Annotated in this window: 18 protein-coding genes; 13 read left to right on the forward strand and 5 right to left on the reverse strand. The window is 70.8% G+C overall.

Features of this window, described 5'->3' with window-relative positions; all coding sequences use genetic code 11:
- Positions 1–624 carry a bifunctional 2-polyprenyl-6-hydroxyphenol methylase/3-demethylubiquinol 3-O-methyltransferase UbiG gene (locus SY2F82_RS13220; RefSeq protein ID WP_200419201.1) on the forward strand — a complete coding sequence of 208 codons (624 nt, stop codon included), beginning with the start codon at positions 1–3 and terminating at the stop codon, positions 622–624.
- A 48-nt stretch (positions 625–672) separates the two neighbouring features.
- On the opposite strand, the gene SY2F82_RS13225 is transcribed toward SY2F82_RS13220, so the two are convergent.
- Positions 673–915, reverse strand: a complete 243-nt coding sequence (locus SY2F82_RS13225) for a mycoredoxin (protein WP_200419202.1) — start codon at positions 913–915, stop codon at positions 673–675.
- A gap of 121 nt (positions 916–1,036) precedes the next feature.
- On the opposite strand from SY2F82_RS13225, the gene SY2F82_RS13230 reads away from it, so the two are divergent.
- The 4 genes from SY2F82_RS13230 to SY2F82_RS13245 all read left to right on the forward strand — a co-directional run bounded on the left by SY2F82_RS13230 (position 1,037) and on the right by SY2F82_RS13245 (position 4,710).
- Positions 1,037–3,361: an ATP-dependent DNA helicase UvrD2 gene (locus SY2F82_RS13230; protein ID WP_200419203.1), complete on the forward strand. Its 2,325-nt coding sequence runs from the start codon at positions 1,037–1,039 to the stop codon at positions 3,359–3,361.
- A 165-nt stretch (positions 3,362–3,526) separates the two neighbouring features.
- On the forward strand, positions 3,527–3,847 hold the full coding sequence (locus tag SY2F82_RS13235; RefSeq protein WP_200419204.1) for a hypothetical protein: 321 nt from the start codon (positions 3,527–3,529) through the stop codon (positions 3,845–3,847).
- Between the two features lie 174 nt (positions 3,848–4,021).
- A complete protein-coding gene (locus tag SY2F82_RS13240; RefSeq protein ID WP_019072119.1) occupies positions 4,022–4,390 on the forward strand; it encodes a WhiB family transcriptional regulator in 369 nt (122 codons plus the stop codon).
- The gene (locus SY2F82_RS13245) at positions 4,387–4,710 is read left to right on the forward strand and encodes a hypothetical protein (RefSeq protein WP_200419205.1); all 324 of its coding nucleotides are present in this window, start codon (positions 4,387–4,389) and stop codon (positions 4,708–4,710) included. The genes SY2F82_RS13240 and SY2F82_RS13245 overlap by 4 nt, the downstream gene beginning before the upstream one ends.
- Positions 4,711–4,839: 129 nt before the next feature.
- Here the strand turns inward: SY2F82_RS13245 and SY2F82_RS13250 are convergent, their stop codons facing one another.
- On the reverse strand, positions 4,840–6,213 hold the full coding sequence (locus tag SY2F82_RS13250) for an AarF/ABC1/UbiB kinase family protein (RefSeq protein WP_200419206.1): 1,374 nt from the start codon (positions 6,211–6,213) through the stop codon (positions 4,840–4,842).
- Positions 6,206–7,429 carry a TOMM precursor leader peptide-binding protein gene (locus SY2F82_RS13255; RefSeq protein WP_200419207.1) on the reverse strand — a complete coding sequence of 408 codons (1,224 nt, stop codon included), beginning with the start codon at positions 7,427–7,429 and terminating at the stop codon, positions 6,206–6,208. The genes SY2F82_RS13250 and SY2F82_RS13255 overlap by 8 nt, the downstream gene beginning before the upstream one ends.
- Positions 7,430–7,651: 222 nt before the next feature.
- Here SY2F82_RS13255 and SY2F82_RS13260 point away from each other — a divergent pair, with 222 nt between their 5' ends.
- From SY2F82_RS13260 to SY2F82_RS13275, 4 genes are all read left to right on the forward strand, one after another.
- Positions 7,652–8,248, forward strand: coding sequence for a M48 family metallopeptidase (locus SY2F82_RS13260; protein WP_200419208.1), 597 nt, complete (start codon positions 7,652–7,654; stop codon positions 8,246–8,248).
- 202 nt (positions 8,249–8,450) lie between these two features.
- A complete protein-coding gene (locus tag SY2F82_RS13265) occupies positions 8,451–10,103 on the forward strand; it encodes a TerD family protein (protein WP_200419209.1) in 1,653 nt (550 codons plus the stop codon).
- A gap of 11 nt (positions 10,104–10,114) precedes the next feature.
- Positions 10,115–10,795 carry an AIM24 family protein gene (locus SY2F82_RS13270; protein WP_200419210.1) on the forward strand — a complete coding sequence of 227 codons (681 nt, stop codon included), beginning with the start codon at positions 10,115–10,117 and terminating at the stop codon, positions 10,793–10,795.
- 17 nt (positions 10,796–10,812) lie between these two features.
- Positions 10,813–11,568, forward strand: coding sequence for an AIM24 family protein (locus tag SY2F82_RS13275; RefSeq protein WP_200419211.1), 756 nt, complete (start codon positions 10,813–10,815; stop codon positions 11,566–11,568).
- 52 nt (positions 11,569–11,620) lie between these two features.
- Here SY2F82_RS13275 and SY2F82_RS13280 read toward each other — a convergent pair whose 3' ends face one another.
- Positions 11,621–12,136: an NUDIX hydrolase gene (locus SY2F82_RS13280; protein WP_200419212.1), complete on the reverse strand. Its 516-nt coding sequence runs from the start codon at positions 12,134–12,136 to the stop codon at positions 11,621–11,623.
- Complete coding sequence (locus SY2F82_RS13285; RefSeq protein WP_200419213.1) at positions 12,133–13,566, reverse strand: zinc-dependent metalloprotease; 1,434 nt, start codon at positions 13,564–13,566, stop codon at positions 12,133–12,135. Before SY2F82_RS13285 ends, SY2F82_RS13280 begins: the two co-directional genes overlap by 4 nt.
- A gap of 191 nt (positions 13,567–13,757) precedes the next feature.
- Here SY2F82_RS13285 and SY2F82_RS13290 point away from each other — a divergent pair, with 191 nt between their 5' ends.
- From SY2F82_RS13290 to SY2F82_RS13305, 4 genes are all read left to right on the forward strand, one after another.
- Positions 13,758–14,921: an SDR family oxidoreductase gene (locus tag SY2F82_RS13290; RefSeq protein WP_200419214.1), complete on the forward strand. Its 1,164-nt coding sequence runs from the start codon at positions 13,758–13,760 to the stop codon at positions 14,919–14,921.
- Positions 14,922–15,247: 326 nt separating this feature from the next.
- Positions 15,248–15,706 carry a molybdenum cofactor biosynthesis protein MoaE gene (locus tag SY2F82_RS13295; protein WP_200419215.1) on the forward strand — a complete coding sequence of 153 codons (459 nt, stop codon included), beginning with the start codon at positions 15,248–15,250 and terminating at the stop codon, positions 15,704–15,706.
- A 206-nt stretch (positions 15,707–15,912) separates the two neighbouring features.
- On the forward strand, positions 15,913–16,077 hold the full coding sequence (locus SY2F82_RS13300; RefSeq protein WP_200419216.1) for a hypothetical protein: 165 nt from the start codon (positions 15,913–15,915) through the stop codon (positions 16,075–16,077).
- A gap of 84 nt (positions 16,078–16,161) precedes the next feature.
- Complete coding sequence (locus SY2F82_RS13305) at positions 16,162–17,259, forward strand: PDZ domain-containing protein (RefSeq protein ID WP_200419217.1); 1,098 nt, start codon at positions 16,162–16,164, stop codon at positions 17,257–17,259.
- Positions 17,260–17,269: the final 10 nt, after the last annotated feature.

Below are 17,269 nucleotides of genomic sequence, written 5' to 3' on the forward strand. Positions count from 1 at the left end.
GTGCCGGCGCGCACGAACGACCCGTACTGGAACCACAACGTCCACTACCACCCCGCGGTCCTCGCCGCAGTCCCCGACGACTGCGGCACGGCTCTGGACGTGGGCTGCGGCGACGGCCTGCTCGCCCGGAAGCTCGCGTCGAGGGCGGGGTCCGTCACGGGCGTGGACCGCTCGCCGGACATGATCCGGCTGGCGCGCCGGGACGTGCCCCCGAACGTCACGTTCCTCGAAGCGGACTACCTCGATGACGCCTCGCTGCCGGAAGGCGGGTACGACTTCGTCAGCGCGGTCGCCGTCGTCCATCACGCGGCCTTCGAGGCGGCGGTGGGGCGTCTGGTGCGGCTCACGGCATCCGGCGGCCGACTGGTGATCGTCGGGCTGGCGTACAACCGGACGCCCCTGGACTGGGTGATCAGTGGCTGCGGCGTGCCGGCGAGCCGGCTTCACGCGTTGCTGCGCGGAGGCAAGCGCGGCCCGGTCGGCATGCCGATCGAGGACTCGACCATGCACTGGGGCCAGGTCCGGAAGACCGTCCGGCAACTGCTGCCCGGTTGCCGGTTCCGACGCCGGCTCCTGTGGCGGTACACGTTGATCTGGGACAAACCACAAGAAGGCGGTTCCTGAGCCATCTCAGGAGCCGCCTTCCGCGCAGGGGGCGAGACCCTGCGGCCGTTATGCGCCGATCTTCTGCTTGACCTGCGCCAGCGACGGGTTGGTCAGCGTCGTGCCGTCCGGGAACAGCACGGTCGGGACCGTCTGGTTTCCCCCATTCGCCTTCTCCACGAACGCGGCCGACTCCGGGTCCTGCTCGATGTTGATCTCGTCGTACACGATGCCCTCACGGTCCAGCTGGCTCTTCAGCCGACGGCAGTAGCCGCACCACGAGGTGCTGTACATCGTCACAGTGCCCGACATGTCGGTTGCGCTCCTTTACGGCTAGGGTGCGTGGTCGCTGAGGAGGCAACGTTCGTGAAGGTTCCGCCATTCCCAGCCCGCGCCGACGTCCGCACCGATGTGACGGCCGTCGCCGGGTGTGATGGCTGTCGTGGTCGTACTAGTACGACTACGACCGTCCCCCTGTGGACAACCGCCGCACCCGCCTCCGCCGACCTGGCAGCATGGCGGGGTGACAGCAGCAAGGCATTCCACCCTCTTCTCCCGGGTTCCCGGCAGTTCCCCGCACTCGGCTCCGCCGAGCGGGGCGGACGCCGTGCTCGAGGGGCTCGACCCCGAGCAGCGCGAGGTGGCGACCGCCCTGCACGGCCCGGTGTGCGTGCTGGCCGGGGCCGGTACCGGTAAGACGCGGGCCATCACCCACCGCATCGCCTACGGGGTCAGGGCCGGCATCCTCCAGCCCTCCAGCGTGCTCGCTGTCACGTTCACCAACCGTGCCGCGGGCGAGATGCGCGGGCGCCTCCGCCAGCTCGGTGCCGCCGGAGTCCAGGCCCGCACCTTCCACTCCGCCGCCCTGCGCCAGCTCCAGTACTTCTGGCCGAAAGCGATCGGCGGCAGGCTTCCGAAGATCGTCGACCGCAAGGTCCAGATCGTCGCGGACGCGGCCGCCGCCTGCCGCATCCGACTCGACCGCAACGAGCTACGGGACGTCACGGCCGAGATCGAATGGTCCAAGGTCACCCAGACCGTCCCCGCCGACTACGCCGCCGCAGCCGCCAAGACCGGCCGTGAAGCGCCCCGCGACCCCGCCGAGATCGCCCAGCTCTACGCCGCCTACGAAGACCTCAAGCGGGAGCGCGGCGTCATCGACTTCGAGGACGTCCTCCTCCTCACCGTCGGCATCCTCCAGGACCGGCACGACATCGCGGAGGAGGTCCGTGCCCAGTACCAGCACTTCGTCGTCGACGAGTACCAGGACGTGAGCCCCCTGCAGCAGCGTCTGCTGGAGTTGTGGCTCGGCGACCGCGACAACCTGTGCGTGGTCGGCGACGCCAGCCAGACGATCTACTCCTTCACCGGCGCCACGCCCGACCACCTGCTCGACTTCCGTATCCGCCACCCAGGAGCCACGGTCGTCAAGCTGATCCGGGACTACCGCTCCACCCCGCAGGTCGTCCACCTCGCCAACGGCCTGCTCGCCCAGGCCCGGGGCCGCGCCGCCGAGCACCGCCTCGAACTGGTCTCGCAGCGTGACCCCGGCCCCGAGCCCGTCTACACCGAGTACGCCGACGAGCCCGCCGAGGCGGAGGGCGCCGCCCGCCGCATCCGCGACCTGCTCGCCGACGGTGTGCCCGCGTCCGAGATCGCCATCCTGTTCCGCACCAATTCCCAGTCCGAGATCTACGAACAAGCCCTCGCGGACGCCGGAGTGCCCTATCAGCTCCGTGGCGCCGAACGGTTCTTCGACCGCCCCGAGGTGCGCAAGGCCGGCGTCGCCCTGCGCGGCGCCGCCCGCTTCGGCGCGAACGACTCCCTCCTCGACGACGCCGTCGACCTGCCCTCCCAGGTGCGTGCCGTCCTTGCGGGCGAAGGGTGGACGTCCGTGCCGCCCGCGGGCTCCGGAGCCGTCAGAGAGCGGTGGGAGTCGCTGGCCGCGCTCGTGAATCTGGCCCAGGACTTCGCCGCGGCCAAACCCGACGCCACCCTCGGCGACCTGGTGGCGGAACTCGACGAACGGGCGAACGCCCAGCACGCCCCGACCGTGCAGGGCGTCACCCTCGCCTCCCTGCACTCCGCCAAGGGGCTGGAGTGGGACGCCGTCTTCGTCGTCGGGGTCGCCGAGGGCATGATGCCCATCACCTACGCGAGGACCGACGAGCAGATCGAGGAGGAGCGACGCCTCCTCTACGTCGGCGTCACCCGGGCGAGGGAACGCCTGCACGTCTCCTGGTCCCTGTCCCGCTCACCGGGTGGCCGCCCGGTCCGACGGCCGAGCCGCTTCCTCGACGGACTGCGTCCCGGCTCCTCCGCCACCACCGGCCGTACCTCCACCGGGGGCACCGGAGGCATCGAACGGGGCGTCAGCGCCTTCAGCGCGGCCGCCACGGCCCTCACCCCACGCCGTACCAGCAGAACTCCGGCCCGCTGCCGGGTCTGCGGGCGCACGCTGTCCGACGCGGGGGAGATGAAGCTGATGCGGTGTGACGACTGCCCCTCCGACATGGACGAGGGCCTGTACGAACGGCTGCGTGAGTGGCGGGCGCTGCAGGCGCAGCGCAGTGGGCAGCCCGCGTTCTGCGTCTTCACCGACCGAACGCTGATCGCGATCGCCGAGGCCGTGCCCGCCGATGAACGTGAACTGGCCCGCATCCCGGGGGTCGGAGCGCGCAAACTGGGCCGCTACGGAGCCGATGTTCTGGCCATCTGCGCAGGTCGCGATGTCGGGGAACAGGACAACGGTGACTGAGACCAACTCGTCGAAAAAATAGTTTGCGCATGCCCCGGCGATCCCCATAGGTTCTTAGCCACGGGGACAGCGGCCTTCTCGGAGGCCCTGATTCCGTGTTGTACTTGCATATCCGTCGGACTGGCTCACCCCAGTCCCCCAAGACGCCGAGAGGAGGCGATTGAAGTGATCAGCATCAACACCAGCTCCACCAGCACCGCCAAACTGACCGATCGCTCGGTCGTCTCCACGTGCATGCTCGGCGCCTCCGACCTGGGCACCGGTCTGTCCGGCATTCGTGCCGTGCGTCCGGCGTCCTCCCTGTCTCTCGCGGTTCTTCCCATCCGCGAGCGCAATGAGCGACCGACCAAGGCACTGGAAGCAGTAGTGGCACAGGCCCAGGCCTATGCCTTTGCGGCGGCCGGTGCCGGATTCCGGAAGCAGACGACGCAGCACCACCTGATGTGGGCCTTCCGTGGGCCAGAACCCTGGAGTGATCCAGCCTGATCGATGATCAGGCCGGCGCCTTCAGGGCCGCGGAACCCCATCCGGGATCCGCGGCCCTTCTGTTTTCCCCGAACGGGGACGGCGGAGCGAAGGGGCCTCGGGACAAGAAAAGACCCGGTACCAGCCGCCACCCGGTCCGATCGGACCGGAACGACCAGACGAGGAAGACGAACCGTGCAACTCGAAGCGCACGCCCCGTCCGTACCGCCTTCCGAAACGATCCCCCCGCCCGGCCTCACGGAGGACTCCACCTTGACCCCGCTCACCGCGCTGACCGCGCTCGACGACGCCATCGAGAACCTCGGCGTACCCGTCCCGTGCCGCTCGTACGACCCTGAGGTCTTCTTCGCCGAGTCGCCGGCCGACGTCGAGTACGCCAAGTCCCTCTGCCGTACCTGCCCGCTGATCGAGGCCTGCCTCGCCGGCGCCAAGGAGCGGCGTGAGCCCTGGGGCGTCTGGGGTGGCGAGCTCTTCGTCCAGGGTGTCGTCGTCGCCCGGAAGCGGCCGCGTGGCCGCCCGCGCAAGAACCCGGTCACGGCATGAACACCACAGGAACGATCGACCGCCCCCTCACGCACGACCCCAAGAAGCAGGCCCCGATGAAGCCGTCCACGAGTGAGCCCATGGGCTCCGCGATCCCAGACGTCACCACCACCGGCGCGAACGACTCGCGTCAGAACAGGACCCGAGAGATGCAACTCATCCCAGAAGCCCTGGCTCGTGCGCATATGCACGAGCGGCTGCGCGAGGCCGAGCGGGAACGCCAGGCGGTGCGTCTGGCGGTGGCCCGCCGGATGCAGCGCCGCGCCGAGCGCGCCTCGCTGCGCGCCCGCCGAGCGCTCGCCATGGCCGTGATGCAGTAGCCGACCGCCGTCGGCACCAGGAGAACCACGCAGGGGCCGGCCCGAGGGGTCGGCCCCTGCGGCACGTTGGGAGAGCCGGGCCGAACCGGTTACCCGGGGGCAGCCCGGCCCATAGCCGGCCCAGGCCGGTCAGGCTTCCGCCGCCGGCTCCTCCTCCGTTGCCTCCTCCGGCAGGAAGCCCGGCAGCCACTCCTCCAGTTCGTCACGCAGGCGGACCGTCGCGCCCAGCTGGCACAGCACGCCGATCGTGCTCAGGGTCACCCGGTGGATGAGGAGGTAGGCCGGAGGAAGGTTGAGCTGCTTGCCCAACTGGTGGGCGGGTGAGCGCGGGTCGGCGATACGGGCCGCCTGGCTGCGCATCCAGCCGCGGGTGAAGGTGAATTCGTCCGCCTGCGCCGGTTCGATGATCGGGAGGAGGTAGTCGAGGACCGCGGCCGGGTCGAGTGCGATGGACTCCTTGACGAAGCCCTCCTCGCAGAGCAGTTCGTAGACCGACTGGGCGTCGCCTTCCAGGGTCATGCGCAGGGAGTGCCCGATCGGGGTGGGCAGGCCGCCCGGCAGGCGGTCGACCGTGCCGAAGTCCAGGACGCCGAGGCGCCAGCCGTCCTCCCCGTCACCGCGGCGGGGGCCGGGCAGGAGACGGAAGTTGCCCGGATGCGGGTCCGCGTGGAGCAGGCCCGTACGGGCCGGGCCGGAGAAGAGGAAGCGGGCCAGCAACTGCCCGGCGCGGTCCCGCTGCTCCGGGGTGCCGTCGGAGATCACCTCGGACAGCGGTATGCCGTCGATCCACTCGGTCACCAGGACCTGCTCGCACTGGTGCACCACCGCCGGCACCGTGACGTCGGGGTCGCCCGCGAACTCTTCCGCGTGGGCCCGCTGTGCCTGCGCCTCCAGCCCGTAGTCCAGCTCCTCCGAAACCCGGTCGCGCAGCTCCGCGATCAGCGGCTTGATGTCCATGCCCGGGATCAGAGGGCCCAGCAGACGGGCGAAACGGCTGAGTTGGTTCAGGTCGGAGAGCAGGGCGTCGCCCGCGCCCGGGTACTGGACCTTGACCGCGACCTCACGGCCGTCGTGCCACACCCCGCGGTGCACCTGCCCGATCGAGGCCGCCGCAGACGGCTTGTCCTCGAATTCCAGGAACAGTTCCTGCCAGTCCGCGCCGAGCCTCTCCTCGAGGACCCCGTGCACCGTGCGGGTCGGCATCGGCGGGGCCGCCTCCTGAAGCTTGGTGAGGGCCGCGCGGTAGGGGCCGGCGACCTCTTCGGGGAGCGCCGACTCGAAGACGGACAGGGCCTGCCCGAACTTCATCGCGCCGCCCTTGAGCTCACCGAGCACCTTGAACAGTTGTTCGGCTGTGCGCTGTTGGAGTTCGCGGCCGACCATCTCCGCGGACTCGCCGACGATCCGTTTGCCGAGTCCCCAGGTCGCCCGCCCGGCGAAGCCGAGCGGGAGTGCGGCGAGCTTGGCGGTCCGGGTGACCGCCTTCCGGGGAAGATCAGACATGCGCCCTCCAAGTCCCAGACAGCCGTGCCGCGTGTGCCTTGCGGGAGAGGTTCCTCGACGGCCGTTGCTCCGCCATTGTCTCGCGCGGATCCTCCTCCTCGGAGGTGTGTCCTTCCTTACCTCTCTCCGCCGCGCCGCACCCGCATGCGGGATGCGCCCACACCGGCCGAGCGTGCCAGTCGAACCGGGGCACGGACGCCTCCCAGCGTGCGCCCGAACTAGCGGGCTCGGAGCCGTCCAGGAAGGCGAGCGCATGCCCGGCGGCGACTCCCGCGACGGCGGTCGCCAACGCCAGGTCGCACGCCTGAACCTGGGGCGGGCGCCCCGAGCGCCACTGGGCGACCAGACGTGGCCAGGTCTCGTCCCGGTCGGCGCGCGCCCGGTCGAGGCAGCCGGCGCAGCTCGTCTCGCCCGGCAGGACGAAGGGGCCGACGATGCCCGTGCCTTCCGCGACACCCGCGAACAGATGGGGTGTTCCCGAGGTGATCAGCGGTTCGGCGCTGAGCGGGTCGGGAGCGTGCACTTCGACGCCGTCACGCGGGGCGAGGATCACCAGCGAGAAGCCGGGATCCGGGTCGTCGTGGAGAGAGCGGCGCGCGGCGTGTGCCCGTCGCGGGGGCCGGTCGGGAGCGGCCGCGCGGACGGCGCGGCGTGCTGCCTCCTCTCTGCGCTCACCGATCGCGTCCGCCGGCAGGCCACCCGGGGCCACGTCCCACGGCTCGACGCAGCCCGTGTCGCGGACGTCGATCTCGCCGACGCCGGCGCCCGCGAGGAGTGAGGCGAGGAGGACGCCCACACGGCCGGCGCCGCGGACCTGGACGCGGAGGGAGCGGCGGGCGGCCAGACGCCGGACGGCCTCTCCGGGTGAGCGGGTGACCAGGGACAGGGATGCCAGATCGGCACGGAGGCGATCGAGAACGGTCGCCTTGCCGCGGATGGTGTCGGCCTGCGGGCCACCGCCGGTGGCGTCGTCGAGCAGGCCCGCGCCCGACAGGTTGCCCACGAGCGCGTCGACGTGTCCGTCCGGCAGGCCCATGCGGCGGGCCTCCTCGCGGAGCAGCGGCAGCCCGCGGGTGCCGTCGAGCAGGGTGAGGAAGCTGCCCGTCGCGGTGTCCACCGGGCCCAGCACCATCGCGTGCGCGGGTGCCATCCCGAACTGGACGGTGTTCAGATCGCGCCAGCCGCGCCGCAGCGCGGGCTTCACCATCGGATGCATGACCGGCCCCCGTAGTCCGTAATGCGTCAGTAAGTCGTCCTATGACGGCGGATGTGTCGGTCCGTCGACGCATGCCAGCATGCCTGGACGCAGCGGGAGCGTGCCGAAAGTTGTCCACAGGCTGAGGCGTTCGTCATACGAATCAAGTGTGCGGGGTGGGGATCAGCGCGGAACCGCGCCGGAGGCGGGACTTCCCTCGTGTGCAGCGGGTAACGTCGGGGCGTGCCCGCCGACCCACCGCACCGTGCCGGAAAGCCACAGCGCAGCACGACGAGCCAGCCGCCGAGCGGCTCGGGGACGAGCGCGATCGAGGTTCGCAGAAGCGCGCGACGCCGCAGGACGGTGTCCGCGTACCGCGAGGGCGATCGCACCGTCGTGCTCATCCCCGCCCGGATGTCCAAGGCGGAGGAGCAGCGCTGGGTGACCGTCATGCTCGACAAGCTGGCCGCCCAGGAGAGCCGCCGGGTGATCGGCGACGCCGATCTGGCCGAGCGCGCCGAGCGGCTGTCGCTGCAGTACCTGGACGGCCGGGCGCGGCCCGCTTCGGTCCGCTGGGTCACCAACCAGAACACACGGTGGGGCTCGTGCACCCCGACCGAGGGCAGCATCCGTCTGTCGCACCGGCTGCAGGGCATGCCCGAGTACGTCATCGACTACGTCCTGCTGCACGAGCTCGCACATCTGCTCGTACCCGGACACGGGCCGCGTTTCTGGCGGTTGCTGGAGGCGTATCCGCGCACCGAGCGTGCCCGCGGCTATCTGGAAGGGGTGGTCGCGGCCGACCGGCTGCCGTACCAGCCGGCGCAGGACGAGGAGTAGAGGCGACCCGCCCACACCGTCCTCAGCGGTCGTACGGGTCATTTCCATGCTCCGCGCCCACGCCGCGGAGTGCCGAGAAGCTGCCGGGTTGTCGCGACGATGCGGTTGTGTACCGGGTCTGTACCGGCTCACTCCGCTCCGTGCGTTTGCCGTTAGCCTGGCGCGACGCACTCGCATTCGGGATGGGGGACGGTCGTTACGCATGGCCAGGGAATTCCAACGCGGCCACAAGGCCAGGATCAGTGACCTCACGCCGGGTACGGACCTGTACGTAGGCGTGCAGATCTCCGGGCCCGGACTGACCTTCGACATCAGCTGCTTCGGCCTGGATGCCGACGAACGGCTCTCGGACGACCGGTACTTCGTCTTCTTCAACCAGCCGAAGACTCCGGAGGAGGCCATTCAGCTCCTGGGTCCGCAGGCGGGGGACACGGAGTCCTTCAGGGTCACGCTCGACAGGATCCCGCCGCACATCCACAAGCTGTCCTTCACGGCGACGATCGACGGCGCCGGACAGATGTCGCAGATCGGCCCCGGACACCTGCGTATCGTCGCGGGCGGCGAGGAAGTGGCCCGCTACCCCTTCAGCGGCTCGGAGTTCACCACCGAACGCGCCGTCATGCTGGGCGACTTCTACCTCAAGGACGTCTGGCGGTTCGCCGCGGTCGGTCAGGGTTTCGACGGTGGCCTCGAGGCACTGCTGAAGAACTTCGGCGGGGAGGTCCTCGAGGAGGAGCAGCCGCCCGCCCCGCAGCAGCCGCAGACCGGTGTCGCCCCGGGGTTCGCCCCGCCGGCGTTCGCCGCCCCGGCCGCACCTGCCCCGGCGCCCGCGCCCCCCGCACCTCCGGTACCCGCTCCCGCGCCGATGCCGCAGCCCGCCGCCCCCCAGGGCTACGCGCCGCCCCAGGGAGCCACTCCGCACGCCCCCGCGCCCGCGCCCTCCGTGCACGCCGCGCCCACCATCGTCGCGCCCCTGAACACGCCTCCCGCCGGAGCCGTGCCGCCGCCGGGCCCGGCGCCCCACGCCCAGCCGCCCGCTCCGCCCGGCCCCCCGCCCGGATACGGACAGCAGCCGGCCGCGTCGATGCCACCCGGATACCCACAGCAGCCGCCGTACGGCCAGGCTCCCGGCCAGTACCCGGCCCCGCCCGGCGCCCCCTCCCCGTACGGCGCTCCCCAGGGCGCTCCGCAGGCCGCCGGTGTGGCCGCCGCGTTGCAGGCCTTCAAGGAGACGCCCACCGGGCAGCGTTGGACGCAGCAGAACAAGAAGCTCGTCCGCGTGGACCTCGGCATCGGCGGCCAGCCGGTACTGGCCCGCCAGGGCAGCATGGTGCTCTACCAGGGCAAGGTCGACTTCGGCTACAAGGGCGCCGGCTTCGCCGGGCGGATCGTGGGCAACGCCACCGGCCAGGAGATGCAGCTCATGCGCTGCACGGGCCAGGGACAGGTGTTCCTCGCGGAGAACGCCACCGATCTGCACCCGATCGAGCTCCAGGGGGACGCGATCTGTGTCTCCGCGGAGAACGTCCTCGCCTTCGACGAATCCCTCCAGTACGAGGTGCGGCGCATCGAGGGGCACGGCATCCCCGGGGGCGCCCTGTTCACCATGCAGTTCCAGGGAACCGGCACGATCGTCGTCAAGACGCACGGCGCACCCGTGGTGCTGCCGGTCACCCCGACGACGTTCGTGGACTCCAACGCCGTCGTCGCCTGGTCGGCCGCCGCCCAGGTGATCGTCTCCAGCCAGGTACGCATGCGCCGCAACGCCTACCCGGGCCACACCGGTGAGGGCGTCAACCTGCAGTTCCGCGCCGCGCCCGGCAATTTCGTCGTCGTCCAGCCGTACGAGGTCTGAGGGAGCCCGTCATGAACCAGCCGATCGCGGGCTACGCCCCCGTACCCGTCACCGCCCGCATGGAGAACCACGGCAGCCACATGCTGAAGGTCGCCATGCAGACCGGAAACGACCTCCTCGCGCGCGTGGGCTCGATGGTCGCCTACGAAGGGTTCATCCAGTACGAGCCCAACCCGCCCGCCGTGCGCCAGATCGCGCGCGACTGGATGACCGGTGAGGGCGCGCCCCTGATGAAGTGCTCCGGCGACGGTCTGCTCTACCTCGCCGACTACGGGGCGAACGTCGTCGTCATCAACCTGGGCGGCGATGCGATCTCCGTGAACGCGACCAACCTCCTCGCCTTCGACGCCCACCTGCAGTGGGGCGTCGAACGCGTCAAGGGCCTCGCCAAGTTCGCCGGACAGGGCCTGTGGAACACGAAGATCTCCGGGCAGGGCTGGGTCGCCCTGACCTCCCGGGGCACCCCGATCGTGGTCGACTGCGGCGGAGGCGAGGACGAGACGTACGTCGACCCGGACGCCCTCGTCGCCTGGTCCCCGAACCTCAAGGTGAAGGGCAAGCGCAGCTTCAAGGCGCAGTCGCTCATCGGGCGCGGCAGCGGCGAGGCCTACCAGATGGCGTTCTCCGGGCAGGGCATCGTGGTCGTCCAGCCCAGCGAGGACAGCACCGACCGCCTCCGGATCCGGGGCTGAGGGGGGAACCGCACACCATGCAGAGCTCGCTTTTCGCCTACAACGAGCAGCAGACCCAGGAGCGCTACAGCCTGCAGAACCCGCAGATGTTGCGCGTCCTGCTGGAGGGCCACGACGACGTCCTGGCGCGCAAGGGCACCATGGTCGCCTACCAGGGGCTGATCGAGTTCGACGCCGAGTACCAGAGCGGCGGTCAGCGGCGCGCGCGTGCGCACACCGGTGAGGGCCTGGACCTGATGCGCTGTCACGGACAGGGCACCGTCTACCTCGCCAACCTCGCCCAGCACGTGCACATCATGGATGTCGAGCAGGACGGGCTGACCGTCGACAGCAGTTACGTCCTCGCGATGGACTCCTCGCTGCACTATGAGGTCATCGCCGTCGACAGCCTGTACGGGATCTCCGGCTCCGGCAAGTACCAGCTCAACATCACCGGCCGCGGCAAGGTCGCGCTGATGACGTCGGGTGCGCCACTGCTGATGCAGGTCACCCCGGACAAGTACGTCAACTGCGACGCCGACGCGATCGTCGCCTGGTCCACCGGCCTGCGGGTGCAGATGCAGGCCCAGACGCACTCCTCCGGGGTGTGGCGGCGCCGGGGCACCACCGGTGAGGGCTGGGAGCTCAGCTTCATGGGCAACGGCTTCGCGCTCGTGCAGCCCAGCGAGCTGCTGCCGCCGCAGAACGCCCAGATCGGGCAGGGGCTGGCCGCGCAGTTCGGCATGGGGCAGCAGGGGGCACGGGGACAGAACCAGGGCAACGTCTGGAGCTGAGCATGAGTGAGGGGTGACCGCAGTGGCGGTCACCCCTCACCCGCTCACACCTTCACAGCCTGGCGCGCGTCGCCTCCAGCAGCCGTACGACGGACTCGTCCGCCACGTCCGCCACCTCCGCGTACGGGAACCAGCGCAGGTCCAGGGACTCGTCGCTGATCGCCTCCACGGCACCGGCCGGGGCGAGCGCCGCGTACTGGACGTCGAGGTGCCAGGCGCACGGCGTGTGGTGCCGGTCCAGGCGCACCGGCCCGCCGGGCAGCAGGATCAGTCCCTCGATGCCCGACTCCTCGGTCGCCTCACGGCGTGCGGCGTCCGCCAGCGTCACGTCGTCCGGCTCACAGTGGCCGCCCATCTGCAGCCACATCCGGATCTTCTTGTGGAGGGTCAGGAGCACCCGGCCGTGCTCGGGGTCGATCACCAGTGCGCTCGCGGTGATGTGCCCGTCCGCACAGGACTTCCACATGCCGTCCGGGTGCGCCTGGAGGTGGTCCAGATACGCCTGGCGCAGCTCTTCCTGGTCCTCGTAGGACTTGAGCACGAGGACCGCGTCGTCGTAGAGGCTCACTCGGCGTCGTCGTCCTCGGCTGCGCCGTCGTCCTTCTTCTTCAGGTCGGGCTTCGGAGCGGAGCCGTCCGCCGCCTCGCCGAGCATCTTGTCCAGCTCGGAGAAGTCGAGCTGCTCGCGGTGCACGAAGCCGTCCGGGTCGTCCAGGTCGGACGCCGTCGGCAGCATGTCCGGGTGGGCCCACAGGCCGTCCCGGCCGTCCACACCGCGCGCGTCCGTGAGCGACGCCCACAGACGGGAGGCGTCCCGCAGCCGGCGCGGGCGCAGCTCCAGGCCGATCAGCGTGGCGAACGTCTGCTCGGCCGGGCCGCCCGAGGCGCGACGGCGGCGCAGCGTCTCGCGCAGCGCGTCCGCGGAGGCCAGGCGCGGCTTCGCGGCCGCGTGCACCACCGCGTCGACCCAGCCCTCGACGAGCGCCAGCGCCGTCTCCAGACGGGCCAGGGCCGCCTTCTGCTCCGGTGTGTCCTCCGGCTGGAACATGCCCTGCTGGAGCGCCTGCTGCAGCTCCTCCGGGTTCTGCGGGTCGAACTGGCCGACCACGTCCTCCAGCTTCGCCGTGTCGACCTTGATGCCGCGGGCGTAGCCCTCGACGGCGCCGAACAGGTGCGAGCGCAGCCACGGCACGTGCGCGAACAGACGCTGGTGGGCGGCCTCGCGCAGCGCGAGGTACAGCCGCACCTCCTCCTTGGGCACACCCAGGTCCTTGCCGAACGCCTCGATGTTCAGCGGCAGCAGCGCGGCCTTCCCGGCCGGGCCGAGCGGCAGACCGATGTCGGTGGAGCCGACGACCTCGCCCGCGAGCACGCCGACGGCCTGCCCGATCTGCGTACCGAACATGGCGCCGCCCATGGAGCGCATCATGCCGATCAGCGGGCCCGCCATGGCCTGCATCTCCTCCGGCAGGACGTCGCCCATGGCTGCGCCGACGCGCTCGGCGACCGGGTCGACGAGCTCCTTCCACACCGGCAGGGTCGCCTCGACCCACTCCGCGCGGCTCCAGGCCACCGCGGAGCCCGAGCCGGACGGCAGTGACGTCGCGTCGTCGAGCCACAGGTCGGCCAGGCGGACGGCCTCCTCCACCGCGGAGCGCTCGCCGGGGCTCACGCTCTGGTCCTTGGTGCCGTCGGGGGTGCCCTGCGAGACCGTCTGGCGGGCGATCTGCTTGGCCATGTCCCAGTTCACCGGGCCGCCCTCGTAGGAGAGCATCTGGCCCAGCTGCTGGAAGGCGGCGCCCAGGTCGGTGGGGTTCAGGGAACCGAACATCGCTGCGAGCGGGTTGTCGGCGCCGGCACCGCCGGCTCCGGGCAGCCCGAAGCCGAACGGGTTGGCCGGTCCCTGACCACCGCCGCTCTGCGGGTCCTTCTTCTTGCCCTCGTCGCCGTTCTCCGGCTCCTCCGGCGGAAGGCCGAATCCGAATGGGGTGTCACTCACGGGATTCCTCGGCTGGTAAGGCCACCGGTTCCTTCCGGCGGCTGGCTGCCCGACAACACCACCCAGCGTAGACACCTTGACCCGATCGGGCCTGGGTGCTTCGTCGACTCCCGGCCTGCGGCAGGATGGATGCCACCTGGTACGCACGCGTGCTTTGCGTCCGTATGGAAGACAACCGCTGGAGACGCCCGGTGAGTTCCCCAGATCCGCAGGTTCGCGCAGCGCGAAACCATTCATCCCACCCGTCGCCCGAAGACCGCCCCTCAAGGACGGCGCTTCGCGCCGGCGAGTCGACTGCCCGCCGCGGGCCCGTCGTCGCGGTCACCGGCGCCGCGTCCGGGGTCGGCGCGCTGCTCACCGAGCGGCTCGCCGCGTCCGACGAGATCAGGCAGGTCGTCGCCATCGACGAGCGGCGCGGGGAGTGCGCGGCGGCGCGGTGGCACATCCTGGACGTGCGGGACCCGGCGATCGCGGAGAAGCTGCGGGGCGCGGACGTGGTGGTGCACCTGGCGCTCGACCTGGACCTGGAGACGGACCCGGCGGCGCGCACGGCGTACAACGTGCGCGGAACGCAGACCGTGCTGACGGCGGCGGCCGCCGCCGGGGTGCACCGGGTGGTGCTGTGCACGTCCGCCATGGTCTACGGGGCGTTGCCGGACAACGAGCTGCCGCTGTCGGAGGACGCCGAGCTGCGGGCGACGGCGGAGGCGACCGGGGTCGGAGACCTGCTGGAGATCGAGCGGCTCGCGCGGCGGGCGCCGAGGGCGCATCCGGGGCTCAACGTCACCGTGGTGCGGCCGGCTGTGCTGGTCGGGGGCACGGACACGGCGCTGACCAGGTACTTCGAGTCGCCTCGGCTGCTGGTGGTGGCGGGGTCGCGGCCGGCGTGGCAGTTCTGCCACGTCGAGGACCTGTGCAGTGCCCTGGAGCACGCCGTTCTGGAGAAGGTGGAGGGGGAACTGGCCGTCGGGTGCGAGGGGTGGCTGGAGCAGGAGGAGGTCGAAGAGCTGAGCGGGATCCGGCGGATGGAGCTGCCGTCCGCGGTCGCGCTGGGCGCGGCGGCCCGGCTGCACCGGATCGGGCTGACGCCGTCGCCTGCCGGGGACCTCGCGTACACGATGTACCCGTGGGTCGTGAGCGGGAGTCGGCTGCACGACGCCGGGTGGCGGCCGAAGTGGACGAACGAGGAGGTGCTGGCCGAGCTGCTGGAGGAGGTGGCCGGGCGGCACACCGTGGTGGGGCGGCGGCTGGGACGCAAGGACGCGACGGCGGCGGGGGCCGCGGGGGCGACGGTCGCTCTGCTGGGTGCGGCGGCGGTGGTGCGGAGGGCACGGAAGGCACGGCGGAGGGGCTGAGGGATGGCTGGGCCGAGGGATCGCCCCCGCCGCTCTCACCCTTCCCTTCCCTGGGGCTCCGCCCCCGGACCCTCGCCGGGGACTGCGTCCCCTGGCCCCCTGCTCGGGGACTGCGTCCCCTGGCCCCCTGCTCGGGGACTGCGTCCCCTGGCCCCCTGCTCGGGGACTGCGTCCCCAGGCCCCGCTCATCTGCCTTCGGCCTCGTCCTCCAACTCTGCCGAGCTCTTCGAGCGGGCGCTCCGGACGGTCTGGATGTGGTCGGGCTCCGCTGAGCCGAGCACAGCGGGCTGTTCCCGGTTGTCGGAGGCGTACGGCACGATGGGGGCATGGCACCCAACAGTGATCACCCCGGTGAGCAGGTGGCGGACGAGCCCATCAAGCTGCTGGCCGTTCGGGACACCCCCCTCTCCGTCGACGAGGTCTTCCGGGCCGTCGGGGACGACGCCGCCGGAGGGATCGCGCTGTTCGTCGGGACCGTGCGCAACCATGACGGCGGGGCCGACGTCGACGCGCTCGGGTACTCGTGCCATCCGACCGCCGAGGCCGAGATGCGGCGCATCGCCGAGAAGGTCGTCGCCGAGTACCCCGTGCGGGCGCTCGCGGCGGTGCACCGCGTGGGGGACCTGCGTGTCGGTGATCTCGCCGTCGTCGTCGCCGTGGCGTGTCCCCACCGGGGTGAGGCCTTCGAGGCCTGCCGCAAGCTCATCGACGACCTCAAGCACGAAGTGCCCATCTGGAAGCACCAGAGGTTCTCCGACGGCACCGATGAATGGGTCGGCGCGTAGCGCCGTCGTCGAGGGGTGGTGGTCGGGCGACGGGAGGGCGGGTGGGTGCCTGCTGAGCGGGGGAGCGGATACCTCTCCTGGGGTTAACCAACCTCTCACCGGGGCTCCGGTTGCGTAACCGCACCCCTCGCGTGAGCGTTGACATTGCGGATGATTAATCTGCTGATCAGTCAGTTGCGGTCGCTCATCGGGGTTGGGAGGTCGGCATGGCGGCGCTCGCCTGGTTGCTGATTCCGCTTATGGCTGCGATCGGTGCAGGACTGTGGGGCAGTTGGGCCAGTCGGAACCGCAAGGCCGCAGGCGACGGCTCCGAGCTCGCCGGGTACGCGCGTTTCCGCGAGGCCATGGAGAAGTCCCACTCGGGCGGCTGAGCGCGCCGATGATCCAGGGGCCGCCCGTGCTCGTACGGACGGCCCTGACGGTCCGCTGACAGCACCGTCCCGTACTGTCGTTCCATGCCACGCCGCACCGCGACGATGCTCGCTTCCACCTTGATGCTGATCGCGCTCCTGTGTGCGGGAGTGTTCATCAAAGTGCCGTACTCGGAGATGTCCCCGGGGCCGACGGTGAACACCCTGGACGACCACGACGGCCAGCCGGTGCTGCAGATCTCCGGGCGCAGGACATACCCGACGACCGGACACCTGAACATGACGACCGTCCGGGTCACCAGCGCCGACTACAACATGAACCTGGTGGAGGCCGTCTACGGCTGGCTGGCGCACGACACCAAGGTGGTCCCGCACGACACGCTCTACCCGGACGGCAAGACCGAACAGCAGTCCACGCAGGAGAACGCCGAGGAGTTCAGCCAGTCCCAGGAGAGCGCCAAGGTCGCCGCCCTGAAGGAGCTGGGCATCCCGGTGAAGTCCAGGGTGATCGTCTCCACCGTGCTCAAGGGATCGCCCGCGGAGGGCAAGCTGCACGCCGGTGATGTCATCAAGGCCGTCGACGGCAGTGCCGTGAAGGTACCCGAGGACGTCGCCAAGCTGGTCACCAAGCACAAGCCCGGCGAGAAAGTCGTGTTCACGATCGTGCCCGCCAAGGAGCAGGCCGCCGCCGAGAAGGCGCACAAGACGGCCACCGAAACACGGAATGTGACGATCACCACGACGAAGTCCCACGACACCGGCAGGGAGCGGGCCATCGTCGGGATCTCCGCCGCAACCGATCACACGTTCCCGTTCACCATCGACATCAAGCTCGCCGACGTGGGCGGACCGAGCGCCGGGCTGATGTTCGCGCTCGGCATCTACGACAAGCTCACCCCGGGCAGTCTCACCGGCGGCAAGTTCGTCGCCGGCACGGGCACCATCGACGACGACGGCCAGGTCGGGCCGATCGGCGGCGTCGAGATGAAGACCGTCGGCGCGCGCAGCAAGGGCGCCCAGTACTTCCTGACCCCCAAGGACAACTGCGCGGCCGCCGCCGAGGACACCCCCAAGGGGCTCACCCTCGTCAAGGTCAACACCATCGAGGACGCCCTGAACGCCCTCAAGGACATCCGCACCGGCAAGACCGCCGATCTGCCGAAGTGCACCGGCAAGGGCTGACGAGCAGGAG

Origin of the sequence: Streptomyces sp. Y2F8-2, assembly GCF_014905555.1 — a bacterium.
Lineage (GTDB): Bacteria > Actinomycetota > Actinomycetes > Streptomycetales > Streptomycetaceae > Streptomyces > Streptomyces cynarae.